The organism is Bacillus sp. ChL18 (assembly GCF_026241425.1).
GTDB lineage: Bacteria > Bacillota > Bacilli > Bacillales > Bacillaceae > Bacillus > Bacillus velezensis.
Map to the genome: position 1 here is coordinate 117662 of NZ_JAPHWE010000001.1, position 20092 is coordinate 137753.

Sequence of the window (20092 nt, forward strand, 5' to 3'; positions counted from 1 at the left end):
AAAATCGCTTCTGCTTGTCAAATGGGATTTTCTAATGTACATGTAGCTGAAAAGCCAGTTGGCACATAAAAAAAGCCCCGGACAGGGGCTTTTTTTAATAAAGAGAGGGAGCATCTGTCCATTATTCTGACAGCCCAAAAGAAAAACCCCGGACACATTGTCATCACAACATGTCCGGGGTTTAATCCAATGCTCTTTAAAGAGCGTTTTACTTAACGGGAGTAGAACTCAACGATAAGCGCTTCGTTAATTTCCGGAGCAAGCTCAGAGCGCTCTGGAAGACGAGTGAATGTACCTTCAAGCTTTTCAGCGTCGAAAGTAAGGTACTCAGGAACGAAGTTGTTTACTTCTACAGATTCTTTGATGATAGAAAGGTTTCTTGATTTTTCGCGAACACCGATTGTTTGACCAGGTTTTACTTGGTAAGACGGAATGTCAACGCGGCTTCCGTCAACGAGGATGTGACCGTGGTTAACTAATTGGCGTGCCTGACGGCGAGTGCGTGCAAGACCGAGCTTGTACACAACGTTATCAAGACGTGCATCTAAAAGAATCATGAAGTTTTCGCCGTGTTTACCAGTCATTTTTGCAGCTTTGTCAAACAATGTGCGGAATTGACGTTCGTTTACACCGTACATGTGACGAAGTTTTTGCTTTTCTTGCAATTGCAAACCGTATTCTGATAGTTTTTTACGCTGTCCCGGACCGTGGGGACCTGGTGCGTAAGGGCGTTTTTCTAATTCTTTACCTGTACCGCTAAGAGAGATTCCTAAACGGCGAGACAGTTTCCAAGATGGACCTGTATAGCGAGCCATAATGTGACTCCTCCTTTGGTTTTATTTTGTGGAAAATAAAAACCGTCTGTTCGATCCGACCGTGCACATTTTGTTTTCATGTATCCTCGCTCCAGCAGCAGAGAGTTACACGATACACCTTACAGCTAAGGAACAAAATGCAAACACAGAAGCTGAACAAAAAGGCTGCAATATTTCACACAAAGAACATTATATGATTTTTCTCCGCCGCCGTCAACCATTTCTCCATGAAGAGTGCCGGTTTATGATATAATGTACAAAAATGAGTAGTACATGTTTAGGTGATAAAAATGAAAAAACAAACAATTGATGAAGTGACGGCCTTTCATCAGAAAATGCTTTCTTTTTTCTTAACGAAATCTGAATCCGTCTCATTATCCGACTCGCTGTTATGGCTGGCCTCAGCTCTCGAATCCTGCTTTACATCTCTTTCATTGACCCTTTCACCGGCAGAATCAACACGTTTCACCATAAAAACAGAAGATGAACCGCATTATGCTCCGCTGAAAGAGAGCGACGGCCGCTTTATGATCAGGAATCAGACGTCCGGCAGATCCTTTTATCTGTGCTCGGAAGGCGGGCTGCCGATCCCGGAATCATTGCCTGAGATCGTTACTCAGTTTATTAATCAATCTGTGAGACAAAGCGGGCTGTTTGACAAAACGAAGCATCAGCGGAAAATTCACAGAATGACAGAAATGTTCCATTCGCTTTTGGACCAAAATGAGGTTTTGGAAAAACTGCAGGCAAGTTTGAGTACGGCTTTCCGGTCTTTCCGTTTTTCACTGTTTATCACGCAGGATCAGGATACGGACAGACAGCTTCCCGCAAAAGAATTACATATGGAAGGAAAAGATGCCGATCCGTCTGCCCTGAAGGTTTATTTATCGGGGAGACTGCTCAGAAAAGGCAGGTCATCTGCTTATCTGCCGATCAAAGGCCAGCAGGGGACTTATGGGGTTCTGAAGACGGAGGGGCTGCAGGATGCCGTTCTTTCGTGCAGTACTCTCAGTGAAATGCTGCTGCTTGCGGGCGCTGCGGGAAAAGCATTTGAAAATGCGCAGCTCTATGAGCAATCGAAAAAAAGCATTGCGAATCTGGAGCTCATTAATGAAACATCGCGCCAGCTGAATCAGCGCCTCAGACTCACTGATACGATGCGGGAGCTCGCCGCCATTATGACCCAATCGTTTCATGCGGAAGAAGTGGCTTTTTTTCATATTGATCATTTTGAGACGCAAAATCTGCTTCCGGGACATACCGCTTTTTTTAAGACAGAACGTGCGAACCCCTATATCAGCATTGTGAAAGAAAAGCTGTTCGAGGGAGAAAAGGGCGTGTTTATCGGCAGCGGAAAGACTGTATTCGGCGAAAACGGTTTCGGCTCGCTGATGGCGGTGCCGATGATCGAAAATGACACCGTCTTCGGGTTCGCGATTTTATTGAAAAAGGATTTGTATGCTTTTACGTTTGAAATGTATAAGCTTTTTCAAGCGCTCATTCACCATGCGACATTGGCGGTCACGAACTCCATGCTGCGCGACAGGCTTGAGCATCTTGTTCAGACAGACCAGCTGACGGAGCTGTATTCAAGAACCTATTTGGATGAGAAAATTCAATACAGCATGAAAATTCATAAACGCGGTGTATTCATCCTCGTTGATATCGATAATTTCAAAAATATTAATGATACATACGGTCATCAAACGGGAGATTCGATCCTGATTCAGGTGGCCTCCGTTATGAAGAACCATATTCGTGAGCATGATGTCGCTGCGAGGTGGGGGGGCGAGGAGCTGGCTGTCTATCTGCCGAATATCAACGTGTCATCCGGAGAACGCATCGCTAAAAGGCTGGTTCGCGCCATCCGGGAAAACACCGAGCCGCGCGTGACGATTTCCTGCGGCGTTTCCTGCTGGTCAAAGACCGGCCCGATGCCGTTGAAATTGCTCGTTCAGCAAGCGGATGAGGCGCTTTATATCGCCAAACGGAACGGCAAAAACCGGCTGATCATCCATCAAAACAGCACGACGACATAAAAAAGGAGCCGGCCTGCCGGCCGGGCTCCTTTTTTTATCCTAATCGTTTTTCAAGCGTTTCAACAAACTTTGCTAAATAGGTTTCGTCCGTTTCATCAAAACGGTTTTTCACGGGGCTGTCAATGTCCAGCACACCGATCACTTCACCGTTTACGCGGATCGGGAGGACGATTTCTGACTGGGAAGCCGCGTCACAGGCGATATGTCCCGGGAACGCATTCACATCGGCAATCCGCTGCACGTCGCCATTAGAGTAGGCAGTGCCGCATACGCCTCTGCCGAACGGAATGCGCACACAGGCAGGAAGTCCTTGAAACGGTCCGAGCACGAGCTCGCCCTCTTTAGCGAAGTAAAACCCCGCCCAGTTGACTTCATGTAATGAATGGTATAAAAGCGCTGACGCATTCGCGTAATTTGCGATCGCATCCGTTTCATCTTCTGTCATGGCTTCGAGCTGTTTAAGCAGAAGCTGATAACTTTTTTCTTTATCTTCGGATTGTTTTTCGACATGAAACATGGAAAACCCTCACTTTTTCTATAATATCAAACAAAGTTCCGGCCGTTCTGCCGGCATTTGTCGAGAAGTTCTTACAGGAACGGCGCCTTTCTGCTTGAATTGTTACACATAAAGGGGTGAGCCGTATGAAAGTAAGCACCAAAGACAAAATTATTAACGCCGCTGTCCAGCTGTTTAACCAAAAAGGTTATTCCGGCACGTCCGTCCGTGAAATCGCAAAGTCAGCTGATGTAAATGTTGCGCACATCTCCTACTATTTTAAAGGGAAAGGCGGATTAATGGAACATTTAGTTTCCGAGTTTTACGAAGGCTATACTGAAGCGCTGGAAAAAGCCGCCGTCAGTATGAACGGTGAAGACGCGCAGGAACGCATCCTGCGGGTGATTTTCGATATTTTATCCTATCAGCACGATAACCGTCAATTAACGCGGTTTGTGTACCGGGAAGTGACGATTGATTCCGTGCTTATCAGGGAAATTATGTCTACTTACTTAATGAAAGAAAAATATATTTTCCAGCTGGTGATTGAAGAAGGGCAGTCACGCCACAGACGGCTGACGCTGCCCGTGCCCCATTTTATTCTGCAATTGAAATCCCTCTTGATGATGCCGTATCTTCAGCCTCAATACATTACGGAGGTGCTCTATATGCAGCCTCATGAACCGTACTTTTATAAAAGGTATTTTGAAGAGGTGAAGATCTGGATCGAAAGCGTGTTCCGACGGCCTGATGCGGCGCTTATGAAGTAATGATGCTTTTGTACGTTTCGTAGGAACTGCCGACATCTTCCGCTTGATGGGCGTCCGACCCGAATATGAGCGGGATTTTTTTTTGCTTCGCCGTCTTAGCCATCCAATCCTCCATGTATACTTCCCCGGCAAACTTCTTTCTGAGCCCGGATGTATTCACATCCAGCTCCATTCCGTGTTCTTTCACGGCGTCAAGACAGCGGGTTGCAAGCTCTCTTATTTGAGGTGACATGCTGTAAGGGAAAAGGCGCGCGAATTTTTTGACGAGCGTGATATGGCCGACCCGTTTTGGCTTAAAGGGGCCGAGCGGTGTTACAATGGAAGAATACACAGTTTCATAGTATTGTTCATATACGGCTTCAACGCTTCCGAAGCGGTCGGCAAGCTGCTGAAAGGCGTGCTCGTCAAAATCCAGGCATATATAAGACGGACCGGTCTTCAAAAAATGAACGGATAAAATGCCGTCATCCAGTGAGGGGCCGTACGTGTTCAGAAACGCCGCGGTTTCCTCTTCATACCCTGTGATAAAATCGGTTTCTAGCCCAGTCAGAATGCTGATTTGTCCATCGTATTCCTTTTTCAGGTGTGACAGCCGCTCCAAATAAACCTCCATCTGTCTGAGATCCATCGCGCTGTCCTGAAGCGGTACGGGATCTTGAAATGACGGAGGAAGGGGGGCGTGCTCTGTAAATGTGATCGAGTCAAAGCCTCTTTCCAGGGCCTTTTCGACATATTGTTTCAGCGCATCCTTCGAGCCGTGAGGGCAAAAAGGCGTGTGGATATGAGCGTCTCGTTTTTCCATTTGTGTCACTCCATTAAAAAATTGCAGAATCCTGCCGAAATTATGCAAAAAGTTTTTGATTTCTGGTCAAAAAATGTTGGTTACATGGTATCATAATAACAATGAAAACGACAGATTTTCTCAATACATATATTGAAATCTTTCTGAATACATAAAACACCCTGACAGATTAAGAGAACAACAAGGGGGCTCATTATGGAGTTAGTCATCGGATTATTGGTTATACTGCTCGCGCTCTTTGCGGCGGGCTACTTTTTCAGGAAAAAAATTTATACGGAAATTGACCGGCTGGAGTCATGGAAGATTGAAATTTTAAACCGTTCGATAGTGGAAGAAATGTCCAAGATCAAACATCTGAAAATGACCGGAGAGACGGAAGAGTTCTTTGAAAGATGGCGCGAAGAGTGGGATGAAATTGTCACAGCCCATCTGCCGAAAGTAGAAGAGCTCCTTTATGATGCCGAAGAGAACGCCGACAAATACCGGTTTAAAAAAGCGAATCAGGTGCTTGTCCACATCGACGACCTTCTCACTGCAGCCGAATCAAATATAGAAGGCATACTGCGTGAGATCAGCGACCTTGTGACGAGCGAGGAAAAAAGCCGCGGAGAGATTGAACAGGTGCGTGAGCGGTATTCAAAAGCGCGGAAAAACCTTCTGGCGTACAGCCATCTCTACGGAGAGCTTTATAACAGCCTGGAGACGGATCTCGACGAAATCTGGAGCGGCATAAAAGAGTTCGAAGAAGAGACGGAAAGCGGCAATTACATCAAAGCGAGAAAAGTGCTGCTTGAACAGGACCGCAGACTGGATCAGCTTCAGACATACATAGATGACGTTCCGAAACTGCTTGCGGACTGTAAACAGACCGTGCCGAACCAAATTGCCAAGCTGAAAGACGGCTACCGGGAAATGACGGAAAAAGGCTACAAATTGGAGCATATTCAAATCGAAAAAGAGCTGGATACACTCACAAATCAATTGAAACGGGCCGAAAACGCGCTATTGGAAGAATTGGATGTCGACGAAGCGTCCGCCATTCTTCAGCTGATTGATGAAACCATTCAATCGATGTATGACCAGCTGGAAGGCGAAGTGGAAGCCGGACAGTCCGTATTAAGCAAAATGCCTGAGCTGATCATCGCGTATGAGAAGCTTGAGGAAGAAAAAGACCGCACAAAAACCGAAACGGAGCTCGTCAAGGAAAGCTATCAGCTGACGGCGGGTGAAATCGGCAGACAGCATGCCTTCGAAAAACAGCTGGAAACGATCGGCCGGCTCCTTGAGCAGGCGAGAGAAAAGCTTGATGGTGAGCATGTCGCTTACTCTCTATTGATTGAAGAAGTCGAGGCCATCGAAAAGCAGATGGAAGAGGCTCAGAAAGAACATGCCGAATACCGTGAAAATCTGCAGGCGCTCAGAAAAGAAGAACTGCAGGCGCGGGAAACGTTGATGCATCTTCGGAAAACCATTTTTGACACGGCCCGAATGCTGCAAAAAAGCAACGTGCCGGGAATTCCTGAACAAGTCAAGGACAAGCTCGAGACGGCAAATCATCATATAGAAGAAACCGTCAGCCAATTGGAAGTGCTGCCGCTGAACATGGAGGAAGCCGCCAAACATTTGGCTGAAGCCGAAAAGGTGGTTGAGGAAGTCAGCGAAGAGGCTGAAGATCTTGTGATTCAGGTGAAGCTGATTGAGCGGATCATCCAGTACGGCAACCGCTTCCGAAGCCAGAATCATATTTTATCCGAACAGCTGAAAGAAGCGGAACGGCTGTTTTACGCTTACAGCTATAATGAAGCTTATGAGATGGCGGCAGATGCTGTTGAAAAAGCAGCTCCCGGCGCCGTGAAAAAAATTAAAGCTGATCAATCTGCTTCATAGACGCATAAGCAAAAACTGCACCCTGATGGAAATCAGAGGTGCAGTTTTTTAGTTTCTCACGGAATATAAAAAGCGCCTGCGGCTGATATACGTCAAGCCACAAGCGCTGAATGTTACGATTTTGCTTTATTTAATTCGATGGGCGGGCTGGTAAAAAACGTGATGATGCAGCCGATGATCGCTCCGGCAATGCCCGGAAGCACCCAGCCGATTCCCATGCTGTAAAGCGGAAGATTTGCGTTTAAGAATGAATCTAATGATCCGAGCGGAATGCCTGCTGCCTTCAAACCGTCCAAGATACTGAACAGCCCTGTTCCGATCAGGCAGGCGATATAGACTTCCCGTCTTTCCTTAAAGATTTTATCAATAAAGGAAAGGACGATAATGACAATCGCCAGCGGGTAAATGGCTGATAAAATAGGAACTGAAAATGCAATAATCTCAGCAAGTCCGAAATTTGAAATCGCCAGACTGAACAGCGTGACAATCGTAACCACCATTTTGTATGATAAAGCGGGAATCAATTTTGAAAAATATTCGCCGCAAGATGTGACAAGCCCGATGCTTGTCGTTAAACACGCAACGGTGATGGCAGAGCCGAGAACGATGTTTCCCAGTGAACCGAACAGGTAATCTGATGAAGCTGATAAAATCTTTGCGCCTTCGCCGATCGGACCTACAGCGTCCGTGCTTGTCGCTCCCAAATAGGCCAAAGATAAATAAATGAATGTCAAACCTGCCGCTGCAATCAGACCCGCTTTAATACAAGCGGCGGCGAGCGCTTTACGCTGGGTGACGCCCCTGCTTTTAACAGCGTTGACGACAACGACGCCGAAGACGATTGAGGCGAGCGCGTCCATTGTTTTATAGCCTTCCAAAAATCCTTTGAACACCGGCGTTCCGGAATATGCCTGATGTACGGCGCCCAGTCCGCCCATCGGAGTGACAATGGCTTTTACGACGATGATTAAAATAATACCGAATTTAATAGGAGTCAAAATCTTTCCGACTCTGTCAACGATTTTGGAAGGATTAAGAGCTAAATAATACGTAATAGAAAAAAAGATCAACGTGAAAACAAATAAAGATAATCTTTCCGGAATGCCGCTTAAAAACGGAACTGCACCGATTTCATATGAAACGGTTCCGGTTCTCGGAATCGCGAAAAGCGGCCCGATTGATAAATAAAGCACAACGGTGAAAATAGTCCCGAATACCGGATGAGCTTTATCGGCAAGCCCTTTTGCGTCTTTGCCCGTTAATGCGATGGCGATAATACCCAAAAGCGGCAGCCCTACGCCGGTCAGTAAGAAACCGCCCATCGCTTTCCAGACATTATGCCCCGCCGCTTGCCCGAGCTCCGGCGGATATATCATATTTCCTGCCCCGAAAAAAAGTGCGAAAAGCATGAAACCGATAATAACGGTATCTTTGACAGGTAGTGAGTGTTTCATAAAAATCCTCCTAAATACTATGTTGAAATATTCTGTCAATTAATTGTCAGATAATATAACAAAACGAACATTACTTATTATATGGCAATGTACAGAGAAGTCAATACTCGATTTATTGCGAATTTATATTTACTTTTGTTATGGTAGCATAAATATCATACGATGTACCGTTTTCATTAAAGGAGTAAAAAAAATGATATATTTAGACAACAGCTCAACGACCGAGCCGTATGAAGAGGTTTTGGAAGTGTATAAACAGACGAGCAGCCGTTATTTCGGCAACCCTTCGTCTCTGCACCAGTTAGGAACTGAGACGGAACAGCTCCTTGAAGCGGCCGCTCAGCAAATAAAAAAAACCTTACGTTTAAAAAATTATGATATTGTATTTACATCAGGCGCGACTGAAGCGAATAACGCGGCGTTAAAGGGAGCAGCCTGGGCAAACATGAGTAAAGGAAGACATATCATTGCTTCGGCGATTGAGCATCCTTCTGTGACGGAGACGCTTGATCAGCTGACAGAGCTGTTCGGCTTTGAAGTCACATATCTTCCGGCCGATCAAAACGGCTTCGTTTCTTTGAAAGACGTCAAATCGGCTATCAGGCCGGATACGATAATCGTCAGCGTCATGCATGTCAATAATGAAGTCGGCTCCATTCAGCCCGTAAAGGAAATCGGCGGGTTTTTGAAGCAGCACCGGAATATTCTGTTTCATGTTGATCATGTGCAGGGTATTCATAAAGTTCCTCTGTCTATAGAAGAAGCGGGCATTGACCTTTGCACCGTTTCAGGGCATAAGTTTCACGGCTTAAAAGGGACCGGAGCGCTTATCGTCAAAAAAGGAACGCGGCTCATTCCGCTTATAACGGGCGGCTCGCAGCAAAAAGGCGTCCGCGCCGGAACAGAACACACGGCAGGCGCCGTTTCCCTTGCGAAAGCGATCAATCTTTCCGCGCGTGACATGAACGAGCGGCTTTCTTCTGTGGAGGCTGCCAAGAATGCGCTCATGGAAAGGCTGAGCGGGACGGACGGGGTCGTCATCAACACTCCCGCCGAAAACAGCGCGCCGCATATCATTAATTTTTCCGTTCCGGGCGTGAAGGCGGAAGTGCTGCTGCACATGCTTGAGGAAAAAGGAATATATGTCTCCACAACCGCGGCATGTTCGGCAAGAGAGCACAAACCGAGCCGTGTTCTTCTGAAAATGAATAAAGGCGAACAGATTGCATCAAGCAGCATCAGAGTCAGCCTGAACTTCAGCCATACGGCTGACATCACGGAGCCGTTTATGGCCGTGCTGGCGCCGGCTGTTCAAAAACTAAAAAAAATGATGAGGTAGCATATGAATTACGATCATATTTTAATCCGTTTTGGTGAAATATCCACAAAAGGAAAAAACAGACGCAGTTTTATTGAAAGATTAAAACAGAATATCCGCCTGGTATTAAAGGATTATAAAAAAGTAAAATACTTTTCAAACCGGGACCGGATGTCAATTACACTTAATGGAGAAAACCCGGAGGAAATTTGTTCCTTATTAAAGAATATATTCGGCATTCAAAGCTTTAGTCTCGCAATTAAATGCGAAAGCAAGCTGGAAGACATTAAAAAAACGGCTTTAGCCGCGATAGAAGGCGAATATAAACCGGGGAATACGTTTAAGGTCGAGACCAAACGGGCTTACAAACAGTTTGAATTAGATACGAATGCGATGAACGCTGAAATCGGCGGCCATATTTTGAAAAACACGGATGGATTAACCGTCGATGTGAAACATCCCGATATTCCGCTTCGGATTGAAATCAGGGAGGAAGCGACATTCCTGACCATTCGTAACGAAAAAGGCGCCGGAGGCCTTCCTGTCGGTTCCGCGGGTAAAGCGATGCTGATGCTTTCCGGCGGTTTTGACAGTCCGGTCGCCGGTTTTTACGCGATGAAACGGGGATTATCAGTTGAAGCCGTACATTTCTTCAGTCCGCCGTATACGAGTGAACGGGCAAAGCAGAAAGTCATGGATCTCGCGGGATGCCTTGCAAAGTTCGGCGGCAGTATGACGCTTCATATCGTGCCGTTTACAAAGACGCAGGAACTCATCCAAAAACAAATCCCGGAGAACTATACGATGACGGCGACGCGGCGTCTTATGCTGCAAATCGCGGACAGAATCAGAGAAGAACGAAAAGCGCTCGCGATCATTACGGGAGAAAGTCTTGGGCAGGTAGCGAGCCAGACGCTTGAAAGCATGTATGCGATCAATGCCGTGACGGCAACGCCGATTTTGCGTCCTTTAATCGGAATGGACAAAACAGAAATCATCGAGAAATCAAAAGAAATCGGCACTTATGAAACAAGCATTCAGCCGTTTGAGGACTGCTGCACCATCTTTACGCCGCCAAGTCCGAAAACACGCCCGAAAAAAGAAAAAATCGAGCACTTCGAAAGCTTCGTTGATTTTGAACCGCTGATTGCAGAGGCCGCTGCCGGCATCGAAACCATCACTGTTTACTCAGAGCAGGAAGCTCACGATAAGTTTGCCGGCCTGTTTTAAAACTGTATACAATTACCAAAGTTTTTTTGAATGAAGACATGTGTTTTATCACATTCTATACTCACAAGGAGGTGATACACATGTCACAACAATCAAACAGCGGAAACAGCAACCAGCTTTTAGTGCCAGGCGCTGCTCAAGCTATCGACCAAATGAAGTATGAAATCGCTTCTGAATTCGGTGTAAACCTTGGACCGGAAACAACTTCTCGCGCTAACGGTTCTGTCGGTGGAGAAATCACAAAACGTCTTGTCTCTTTTGCTCAGCAAAGCATGGGCGGAAGCAGCCAGCAGCAGTTTTAATCACAACTTCACATAATGGCTAAGAGAGCGGGGAATTCCCCGCTCTTTTTTCATGAGTATAGATAGAAGGCGGGAAGCAATTTATGCATATTTTTATTGTAATGGCCTATGTTTATGTATAATGGGGAAAGAAAGTGAGGAGTTGTTCGTGTTAAAACGAGAAGATTTAATCGCCCCAAAGAACTATAACCTTGTAAATGAAATCGAAAAGTTCAGCCGTTCCAAAGAGAAGAACGCGCTTATATGGGAAGATCAAACAGGCGGCAAGAAAGTCTGGACGTATGAAAAATTGATGGAAGAAACGAATAAAATCGGAGCCCGTCTGAAAGGTCTCGGATTTGAAAAAGGCGATAAGCTGATTGTCATGGTTCCGAGAGTGCTTGAAGCGTATGCCGTTTATTTAGCGATCTTAAAAGCGGGGATGGTCGTCATTCCTTGCTCGGAAATGCTGCGCGCCAAAGACCTTGAATACCGGATCAAACACGCCGAAGTGAAAGGCGCTATCGTTTATCCTTCATTTATAAACGCGTTTGACGAGGTGAATACCGAGCAGCTGGTGACATTGTCAATCGGTGAAAATGATGCCGGCTGGAAAAACCTCCTAACGATTGAAGCGGACGGAGACAGTTTTCAAACAGCTGATACAACAAGAGAAGACATGGCGTTTTTGTCCTATACTTCAGGCACGACCGGCCAGCCTAAAGGCGTTGTACATACACACGGCTGGGCCTTTGCCCATTTAAAAACATCAGCCGGTGCATGGCTGGATATTTCTGAAGACGATACAGTGTGGGCCACCGCGGCGCCCGGCTGGCAGAAATGGGTGTGGAGCCCGCTGCTCGCAATTCTGGGAAGCGGCGCGACAGGAGTCATTTATCACGGCAGATTCAACGCCAAGACGTATTTAGAGCTGCTGGAGCGCCATCAAGTAAATGTCTTCTGCTGTACCCCGACGGAATACCGCCTGATGGCAAAAGTGGAGGAGTTGGACAAATATGATCTTTCTGCCCTTCACAGCGCAGTTTCTGCGGGTGAGCCATTAAACCGGGAAGTCATTGACGTATTCCGGAAGCATTTCGGCATTAAAGTGAGAGACGGATACGGCCAAACGGAGAGCACCCTGTTAGTCGGCGTCCTGAAGGACATGGATATTAAGCCGGGAAGCATGGGCAAACCGACCCCTGGAAATCAAGTGGAGATTATAAACGATAAAGGCGAAATATGCGAAACTGGCGAAACGGGCGATATCGCCGTGCATTTGAGCACACCGGCCTTATTCAAGGAATATTATAAAGATCCTGAAAGAACGAAAAAGCAGATTCGCGGAGATTACTTTCTTACAGGAGACCGCGCGAAAAAAGACGAGGACGGCTACTTTTGGTTTGAGAGCCGCAATGATGACATCATCGTCAGCTCCGGATATACAATCGGGCCTTTTGAAGTAGAGGACGCGCTCGTGAAGCATCCGGAAGTGAAAGAATGTGCCGTCGTGGCGAGCCCGGATGAAATCAGAGGTTCAATCGTAAAAGCTTATGTCGTTTTACAAGACGATGAAAAGCGCAGTGACGAACTTGTCAAGGAACTGCAAAACCACGTAAAAACGATTACGGCGCCTTACAAATATCCGAGAGAAATTGAGTTTGTCGAAAGCCTGCCGAAAACGGCGTCCGCAAAAATCAGACGTGTGGAGCTGAGACAGCGTGAAGAACGGCTGAAGGCTGATAAAAAAGCATAATACAGGATAAAGGGTGAGCGGGGATGAAAGCGATTTGGCACGGCGGCACCATCTATACAATGCTGGACAAGAATCATGTCACTAAAGCCGTTTATACCGAAGAAGGCGTCGTCAGGCAGACGGGCAGCTTCCGGGAGCTCCAAGGAACATACGGTTCGCCTGATACAGAGGAAATCGATTTACATGGAGCTGTCATGTTCCCGGGATTTACGGACAGTCATATGCATTTAATCGGACACGGGGAAAAACAGCTTCGCCTCGATTTGTCGCAGCTGACGTCAAAAGAAGCGATATTGCGGGCCGCAAAAGAAGCAGAGCGTGAATTGGAAGATGGCGAATGGCTGATCGGCGAAGGCTGGGATGAAAATCTGTTTGAACGGCCGGTTTACGTCACGAAGCATGACCTTGACCCGCTCTTTCCCGACCGCCCCGTCCTGCTGAAGCGGGTATGCCGGCACGCCGCGGCGGTTAATTCGGCCGCATTGCGCGCGGCGGGAATTACAACCGAAACACCTGATCCAAACGGCGGGATTATCGTCCGGGACGGAACCGGTCCGACAGGCCTCCTGCTGGATAAAGCCCAAGAGCTTGTGACACAGGCCCTGCCGCCCGTCTCACTTCACTATGTCAAACGCGCGCTTCAAACGGCGATTACGGACTGCTGGTCAAAAGGCCTGACCGGCGGGCATTCAGAAGATCTGGCATACTACGGAGACGCGTCCGTTCCCGTTGCCGCGTACGAGTCATTAACCGGCAGCGGCCTTTATCCTTTTCGCGCCCATCTGCTCGTTCATCACGAAGCCGTCGACAGCTGGAGCGCTCTGGACAAAACGACCGGACCTTATCTGGAATACGGAGCGATGAAAATCTTCGCAGACGGCGCGCTCGGCGGCAGAACCGCTCTATTGAAAAAGCCTTATCACGATGATCCGTCAGTTTCCGGCGTTCAGGTGCATGATGACGAAACCCTTGCCGCTCTTGTTTATAAAGCGAGAGAGAAAGGGATGGAGATCGCCGTGCACGCGATTGGCGACCTTGCATTTGAAAAGGTGCTGGATGTTATCGAAAGATACCCGGCAAAGCCCGGACAGCTAGACAGGCTCATTCATGCGCAAGTATTAGATGACGGATTGATTGAAAGAGCCGCCCGGCTGCCGATCGGACTTGATCTTCAGCCGCATTTTGTGGCCAGTGATTTTCCGTGGGTGATTGACAGGCTCGGAGAAGAGCGGATGAAAACGGCTTTCGCCTGGAAAACACTGCTGTCAAAAGGGCTGCTGTGCGCCGGAGGTTCAGATGCCCCGATAGAACCGGCCGATCCGCTTCTGGGCATTCAATCGGCTGTGCTCCGTACGAGCAAGCAGCACCCGGAAGGGCCGGCCTATTATGAAAAAGAGTGCCTGACCGTGTACGAAGCCATTCAGCTTTACACGGAGGGAAGCGCGGCCATCATCCATAAAGAACATAGCCGCGGACGGATCGCCCCCGGCTATGATGCCGACTTTACCGTACTCAGCGGTGATCCGTTCAGAACGGACCCGAAAAAGCTTCATGAATTGGAAGCTGTCAAAACCGTCGTCGGCGGCCGTATCGTATATGAAAAAGAGGACAGGCAGTGATGCCCGTCCTCTTTTTTTATGATAAAAATGATCGTTTTACTTTTTCCCAGAAAGAGTTGTCTTTCAGTTTCACCGTTTTGATTTTTTTATCGGATAGTGTAATCTCAACCTTTTTGACATTCCGCGTGCTGAGCGCTTCATTATCAAGCCCGATAATCGGATGCTCATTGCCGTCCTGCACCACCTGCAGTGTCAGCTTCCGGTCTGAGCTTAAAATAAACGAAGATCCGAGTGTACGGTATGTGTTGTTGTTCAACGACGCCAGTTCGGATACCTGCATGCAGGAAATCAAAGGATCAACAACGGCGCCTGAAACAGATTTATTGTAGGCGGTGCTGCCCGTCGGGGTGGAAATGATCATCCCGTCTCCTCTGAACGTCTCAAAATGAAGATCATCAATTAACACATCCATCACAAACGTTTTAATAATGCTTGAACGGATGGAAACCTCGTTTAAACAGTGAAAATGATTGCTGCCGTCCACCGTGACGTGAATGAGCGGGTATTTTCTGACCTCAAGCTGTTCCGCGGTCATGCTGGCCGCCATTTTTTCAGGCTCATCGCTGTGAAAATCACAGTACAAATGGGCTTTCCCTTTTTTAGCGATGCCGACATACAGGCAGTCATCACGGAGTCCGGTTTTTCTGACGGCTTGCAGAAATGAGCCGTCGCTGCCGATGCTGGCGATAATTCCGGCATCCTCCGGTTGAGCCGCAACTGTAAAACCGTGCGATTCAGCAAGCTGCTTCAAAGAGCTGACTTGTTCTTTTGTTTCGTTGTTTTGTTTGTGGAAAAAATAAACATTGCGGCGAAGATCGGTCATATCCCCATTCCCCTTTGCTGTCATATTTACGTTTTTCTCCCAGCAGGTATTGTGTTAAAATACCTGTGGCAATAGTGTAACATGTTTCCTGTTTATCCGTTAAGGGAAAGCGCTTCATGAAAAAAATGAATCTTTTTTTACGGGGGAACGTACGAATATTGACAGAAAAGGAGGAGAACAAATGAATGCAAAAAGATGGATTGCGCTCGTCATCGCGCTCGGCATTTTCGGCGTATCAGTCATTGCAAGTGTGACCGTCGGGGTGCTGAAGAATATCGGAGATACAGGGTCTGACTTTGCATCACTGACAGATGACACAGAGGAAGTGACGCTGGATAAGGGCAGCCCCGGCAGTAAAATCGCCGTGCTTGAAGTGGACGGCACGATTGAGGATAACGGCGGGTCCGCTGGCCTGCTCAGCTCAGGCGGGTATGATCACAGATCATTTTTAAAACAGGTTGAGCGTGCAAAAGAAGATAAAAGCGTCAAAGGAATTGTGCTGAAAATCAATTCACCTGGCGGAGGCGTATACGAAAGCGCGGAAATACATAAAAAACTGGAAGAACTAAAGAAAGAAACGAAGAAACCGATTTATGTATCCATGGGTTCCATGGCGGCATCGGGAGGCTACTATATTTCAACGGCCGCCGATAAAATCTATGCTTCGCCGGAAACGCTCACGGGTTCACTGGGCGTCATCATGGAAAGCGTCAATTATTCCAAGCTCGCCGATGAGCTCGGCATCAAGTTTGAAACCATTAAAAGCGGCGCGCATAAAGACATCATGTCCCCGACCCGCGACATGACGAAGGAAGAAAGAAAGATCATGCAGACAATGGTCAACGATTCTTATGAAGGATTTGTCAATGTCATTTCAAAAGGCCGGCACATGTCAAAATCCGATGTGAAAAAAATTGCCGACGGCCGTGTCTACGACGGCAGACAAGCGAAAAAAATCGGCCTCGTTGATGAGCTCGGTTTTTACGATGATACGATCAGCGCGATGAAAAAGGACCATAAAAATATGAAAAACGCTTCAGTCATCACATACGAGGAAGGATTCGGATTAGGCTCGCTCTTTTCCATGAGCGCAGCGAAAATGTTTAAAAGCGAAATTGATTTTCTGAATATGAAAGAACTCATTTCGCAATCCGGTTCGCCGCGGATGATGTATCTCTATGCAAAGTAGGGGGGAAGAAAGAATGGACGCGACTTACGAAGGCTTTCACGGCAAAGAAGAGGAAGCCGAACAACAGAGGGCGCCCGAGCAGGCATATGCGGGCTTTTGGATCAGGTTTTGGGCGTTTCTTCTCGATTGGCTGGTGGTCTGGGGGCTAAACCATCTCATCGTTTCACCGATATTCACGCTGATGAAGCTCCCGGCAACAAGCGGAATGTTTACAATCTCAGCTTATTCCGTCACAACCCTGATCGTCTACCTCGCCTATTTTGTGTTCATGACGAAATGGTTTCATCAGACACTCGGCAAGATGGTCTTCGGGTTAAAGGTCACTTCTTTGACGCCCGGAAAGCCGCTGACTTGGAGCACCGTCATTTTCAGAGAAGCGGTGGGGCGTTATATCGATAAAATCTGGATTCTCTATATCGTCATTGCGTTTACGCCCAAAAAGCAGGGCATTCATGATCTGATCGCCGACACAACGGTGATTCACGAAGCGCTGTACCGAAAATAAAAGCAGTAAACCCGGAATAAACGTCCGGGTTTATTTTTTTTGGTTTTGGCGATAATGCTGCTAAGGAAGTGAAGCTTATGGGATATGCCGCAGCAGCTGTTATTCTCATTCTCATTTTGTTCTGGCTGCTCATGAGGATGAAAATCCACCTGACTTTCGAATATCTTCACGATAAAGATAACGACAAACTGACGTTTAAACTCTCGGCCTTATACGGGCTGGTCCGTTTTAAAAAAACGCTGCCCGTCATTAAAGTAAACAGCGAAGACGCGTCAATTGATGTCAAACAGGACACGAAATCAGAAATGAAAGGTCAGAAAAAAGAGAAGAAAAAAATCACATATGAAGATGTCAAACAGAGCATTCACAGAATAGAAATGATTCTGCACCAAGTCTTTCAGATGCGCCAAATCGGCGCCTCATTTCTTGCGGGAGTCCGTGTTACGAAGTTCGAATGGGTGACGGTTATCGGAATAAAGGACGCCGCCGTTACGGGAATCGCCGCCGGCGGATTGTGGGCCGTAAAGGGAGGCCTTACGGCGATGCTGTATGATCATCTGCGTTTCATACATAAACCGGTGTGCGAAGTCATTCCGTCTTTTCAAGTGCCTGCATCCAAGACGCATTTGCAGTGTATATTCTTTTTTCGTTTTGGACATCTTATAGGTGCAGCTTTCAAATTGCTCAAATACGGGCGGAACGGACTTTCTATCATACGAAAGAAACAGCCGGTTCCGGTTGCTTCAAAGAATGATTCATCAGTTTAAGGAGGAGCGCATATGGCAGACCATCCCATTCAAGGTTTAATGAAAACCGCTATGGAAAATTTAAAAGAAATGATTGACGTGAATACAATCATCGGCGATCCTGTTGAAACGCCTGACGGCAGCGTAATCTTAACGGTTTCAAAGGTCGGATTCGGATTTGCGGCGGGCGGAAGCGAGTTTGGAGGAAAGCCGGCTGAAAAAAGAACCGATGATGATGAAAGAAAAGAGCAGAAGCTCCCGTTCGGCGGCGGAAGCGGCGGCGGAGTATCCATTACGCCGATTGCGTTTCTGATTGTCGGAACAAACGGGGTGCGTATGCTTCATTTAGACGAAAACACCCATCTGATTGATAAACTGTTAGACTCCGCGCCTCAAACGATTGAACGCATCCAGCATATGTTTAAAAAGAATGAAAAAGGCCGGAACCAAAAAAGAACGGATATCGATTTATAACAGAAAAGTTAACTGCCGCCCGCAGTTAGCTTTTTTTACGATGCGGCATAACCTTTGCAGTTTGCATAAAACTCGACTATGATAGAGCTATACATAGATAAAGGGAGGAATCAGAATGGCTGAAATTACATTTAAAGGCGGAGCCGTGACGCTGATCGGACAAGAAGTGAAACCGGGTGACCAAGCTCCTGACTTCACGGTTTTGACAAACGGATTAGAAGAGAAGACATTAGCAGATATGAAAGGGAAAGTAACGATCATATCCGTTATTCCTTCCATCGACACAGGCGTATGTGACGCGCAGACACGCCGCTTCAACGAAGAAGCCGCAAAACTCGGTGATGTGAACGTTTATACAATCAGCGCCGACCTTCCGTTTGCACAAGCGCGCTGGTGCGGAGCGAACGGAATTGATAAAGTTGAAACATTATCGGATCATAAAGAGATGTCATTTGGTGAAGCATTCGGTGTTCACATCAAAGAACTTCGTCTTTTGGCGCGTTCCGTATTCGTCCTTGATCAGGACGGAAAAGTCGTTTACGCGGAATACGTAAGCGAAGCGACAAACCACCCGAATTATGAAAAGCCTATCGAAGCTGCAAAAGCGTTAATCAAGTAAAGAGAGAAAAAGAGCTCCGGGTGCTGCCGCGGAGCTCTTTTCATGGCAAGGAGGAAACAGCATGCAACACGACCATGTCGGTCAGATTTATGAACTTTTAGATGAAGCCGCCCAAGTGATAGCAGAAGGCCTTCAGATTTCTTATATTGAGGGGCTTGCGGAAGCGGGAGAGATGTATTTTCTCGAAAAGGCCGACCAGCTTCCGCTTCAGGAAAAGCAAACCGGCGAGCTTAACAGCCTGCTTGCGAAAGCAGACTTCAGAAAATGGGAGCATGAATGGATCCGCAAGGCGTTCCAGCTCGCCATTTTAAAAGGGCTCAAAGATAAGTCCCATCCGAACAGACAGATGACGCCTGATACGATCGGCCTTTTCATCAGTTACCTCGTGAATAAATTTACGGGCGGCCGAAAAGGCCTGACATTGCTGGACCCCGCCTGCGGCACCGGAAATCTTCTGCTGACCGCGGCAAACCAGCTTTCTGACAAAGCGGGAAAAAGCTTCGGCATTGAAATCGACGATGTCCTTCTGAAGATCGCTTATGCTCAGGCGAATCTGCAGGAAAAAGAAATGGAGCTGTTCTGCCAGGACAGTCTTCAGCCGTTATTTATCGAACCGGCCGATGCGGTCATCTGCGATTTGCCGGTCGGCTACTATCCGAATGACGAAGGCGCTGAAGCGTTTGAGCTGAAAGCGGATGAAGGCCACTCTTTTGCTCACCACTTATTTATTGAGCAGAGCGTCAAACATACAAAACCGGGCGGATACTTATTTTTTATGATTCCGAACCATCTGTTTGACAGCGCGCAAAGCGATAAACTGAAGCGGTTTTTTGCGGAAAAAGTGTATATCAACGCCCTTCTTCAGCTGCCGGCTACTATGTTTAAAGACGAAGCGCAGGCAAAGAGCATTTTAATCTTGCAGAAAAAAGGCGAAGACGCAAAGCCGCCGAAACAAGCGCTTTTGGCGAATCTTCCTTCTTTTGCGAACCAGCAGGCGATGCGGGAGATGATGGCAAAATTGGATCAATGGATTCAAACAGAAAAATAATGGCGAAAAAGCAGTGCGAGATGCAAAAACCCGCGCTGCTTTTGCTTTTTAAAATGAATGGAAATCAGGACGATAACACAAATTAAGGAAAGAAAATAACATTCCGTAAGACCGTGCCGTCCATTTGGCACAAATAAAATTTATCAGAAAATATCGACTTCATATTGTAAGCGGTACCAATGTGGATGTTGACTTGAAATGCTGGGTTGACAATGTTTAAA

General features: G+C 47.0%; 19 protein-coding genes. 14 read left to right on the forward strand and 5 right to left on the reverse strand.

Annotated elements, in window-relative coordinates:
* Positions 1-212 precede the first annotated feature (212 nt).
* A complete protein-coding gene (rpsD, locus tag OQ477_RS00755) occupies positions 213-815 on the reverse strand; it encodes a 30S ribosomal protein S4 (RefSeq protein ID WP_003152406.1) in 603 nt (200 codons plus the stop codon).
* Between the two features lie 290 nt (positions 816-1105).
* On the opposite strand from rpsD, the gene OQ477_RS00760 reads away from it, so the two are divergent.
* The gene (locus tag OQ477_RS00760; protein ID WP_265971098.1) at positions 1106-2854 is read left to right on the forward strand and encodes a sensor domain-containing diguanylate cyclase; all 1749 of its coding nucleotides are present in this window, start codon (positions 1106-1108) and stop codon (positions 2852-2854) included.
* Between the two features lie 34 nt (positions 2855-2888).
* Here the strand turns inward: OQ477_RS00760 and OQ477_RS00765 are convergent, their stop codons facing one another.
* Positions 2889-3371 carry a GAF domain-containing protein gene (locus tag OQ477_RS00765; protein ID WP_061581285.1) on the reverse strand — a complete coding sequence of 161 codons (483 nt, stop codon included), beginning with the start codon at positions 3369-3371 and terminating at the stop codon, positions 2889-2891.
* A gap of 125 nt (positions 3372-3496) precedes the next feature.
* On the opposite strand from OQ477_RS00765, the gene refZ reads away from it, so the two are divergent.
* Complete coding sequence (gene refZ / locus OQ477_RS00770) at positions 3497-4120, forward strand: forespore capture DNA-binding protein RefZ (RefSeq protein WP_007408038.1); 624 nt, start codon at positions 3497-3499, stop codon at positions 4118-4120.
* Here the strand turns inward: refZ and hisJ are convergent.
* On the reverse strand, positions 4110-4922 hold the full coding sequence (gene hisJ, locus OQ477_RS00775) for a histidinol-phosphatase HisJ (RefSeq protein WP_265971099.1): 813 nt from the start codon (positions 4920-4922) through the stop codon (positions 4110-4112). The genes refZ and hisJ overlap by 11 nt on opposite strands.
* Before the next feature lie 195 nt (positions 4923-5117).
* Here hisJ and ezrA point away from each other — a divergent pair, with 195 nt between their 5' ends.
* Entirely contained in the window at positions 5118-6809 is a 1692-nt protein-coding gene (gene ezrA / locus OQ477_RS00780; protein WP_265971100.1) for a septation ring formation regulator EzrA, read from the forward strand.
* Positions 6810-6922: 113 nt separating this feature from the next.
* Here ezrA and brnQ read toward each other — a convergent pair whose 3' ends face one another.
* On the reverse strand, positions 6923-8263 hold the full coding sequence (gene brnQ / locus OQ477_RS00785; RefSeq protein ID WP_007613107.1) for a branched-chain amino acid transport system II carrier protein: 1341 nt from the start codon (positions 8261-8263) through the stop codon (positions 6923-6925).
* Positions 8264-8456: 193 nt separating this feature from the next.
* Between brnQ and OQ477_RS00790 the strand changes: the two genes are divergently transcribed.
* The 5 genes from OQ477_RS00790 (at position 8457) to OQ477_RS00810 (ending at position 14467) form a co-directional block, all read left to right on the forward strand.
* The gene (locus tag OQ477_RS00790) at positions 8457-9602 is read left to right on the forward strand and encodes a cysteine desulfurase family protein (protein ID WP_265971102.1); all 1146 of its coding nucleotides are present in this window, start codon (positions 8457-8459) and stop codon (positions 9600-9602) included.
* A 3-nt stretch (positions 9603-9605) separates the two neighbouring features.
* A complete protein-coding gene (gene thiI / locus OQ477_RS00795; protein ID WP_007408042.1) occupies positions 9606-10811 on the forward strand; it encodes a tRNA uracil 4-sulfurtransferase ThiI in 1206 nt (401 codons plus the stop codon).
* An 80-nt stretch (positions 10812-10891) separates the two neighbouring features.
* Positions 10892-11113: an alpha/beta-type small acid-soluble spore protein gene (locus OQ477_RS00800; RefSeq protein WP_007408043.1), complete on the forward strand. Its 222-nt coding sequence runs from the start codon at positions 10892-10894 to the stop codon at positions 11111-11113.
* 148 nt (positions 11114-11261) lie between these two features.
* Positions 11262-12848, forward strand: coding sequence for an acyl-CoA synthetase MbcS (gene mbcS, locus OQ477_RS00805; RefSeq protein WP_032866515.1), 1587 nt, complete (start codon positions 11262-11264; stop codon positions 12846-12848).
* A gap of 23 nt (positions 12849-12871) precedes the next feature.
* Positions 12872-14467, forward strand: a complete 1596-nt coding sequence (locus OQ477_RS00810; protein ID WP_265971106.1) for an amidohydrolase — start codon at positions 12872-12874, stop codon at positions 14465-14467.
* Positions 14468-14483: 16 nt separating this feature from the next.
* Here OQ477_RS00810 and OQ477_RS00815 read toward each other — a convergent pair whose 3' ends face one another.
* Positions 14484-15290, reverse strand: coding sequence for an NAD kinase (locus tag OQ477_RS00815; protein WP_265971108.1), 807 nt, complete (start codon positions 15288-15290; stop codon positions 14484-14486).
* Between the two features lie 181 nt (positions 15291-15471).
* Here OQ477_RS00815 and sppA point away from each other — a divergent pair, with 181 nt between their 5' ends.
* The 6 genes from sppA (at position 15472) to OQ477_RS00845 (ending at position 19871) form a co-directional block, all read left to right on the forward strand.
* Entirely contained in the window at positions 15472-16479 is a 1008-nt protein-coding gene (sppA, locus tag OQ477_RS00820; RefSeq protein ID WP_007613097.1) for a signal peptide peptidase SppA, read from the forward strand.
* A 13-nt stretch (positions 16480-16492) separates the two neighbouring features.
* Positions 16493-16984, forward strand: coding sequence for an RDD family protein (locus tag OQ477_RS00825; protein ID WP_007408048.1), 492 nt, complete (start codon positions 16493-16495; stop codon positions 16982-16984).
* Positions 16985-17061: 77 nt separating this feature from the next.
* Positions 17062-17751: a DUF2953 domain-containing protein gene (locus OQ477_RS00830; protein WP_025649721.1), complete on the forward strand. Its 690-nt coding sequence runs from the start codon at positions 17062-17064 to the stop codon at positions 17749-17751.
* A gap of 12 nt (positions 17752-17763) precedes the next feature.
* Entirely contained in the window at positions 17764-18204 is a 441-nt protein-coding gene (gene ytfJ, locus OQ477_RS00835; protein WP_003152423.1) for a GerW family sporulation protein, read from the forward strand.
* Between the two features lie 115 nt (positions 18205-18319).
* Positions 18320-18823 (forward strand): thiol peroxidase, encoded by a 504-nt coding sequence (gene tpx / locus OQ477_RS00840; protein ID WP_007613091.1) that lies wholly within the window; start codon positions 18320-18322, stop codon positions 18821-18823.
* Positions 18824-18884: 61 nt separating this feature from the next.
* On the forward strand, positions 18885-19871 hold the full coding sequence (locus OQ477_RS00845; protein ID WP_130570710.1) for a class I SAM-dependent methyltransferase: 987 nt from the start codon (positions 18885-18887) through the stop codon (positions 19869-19871).
* The last annotated feature ends 221 nt before the right edge of the window (positions 19872-20092 follow it).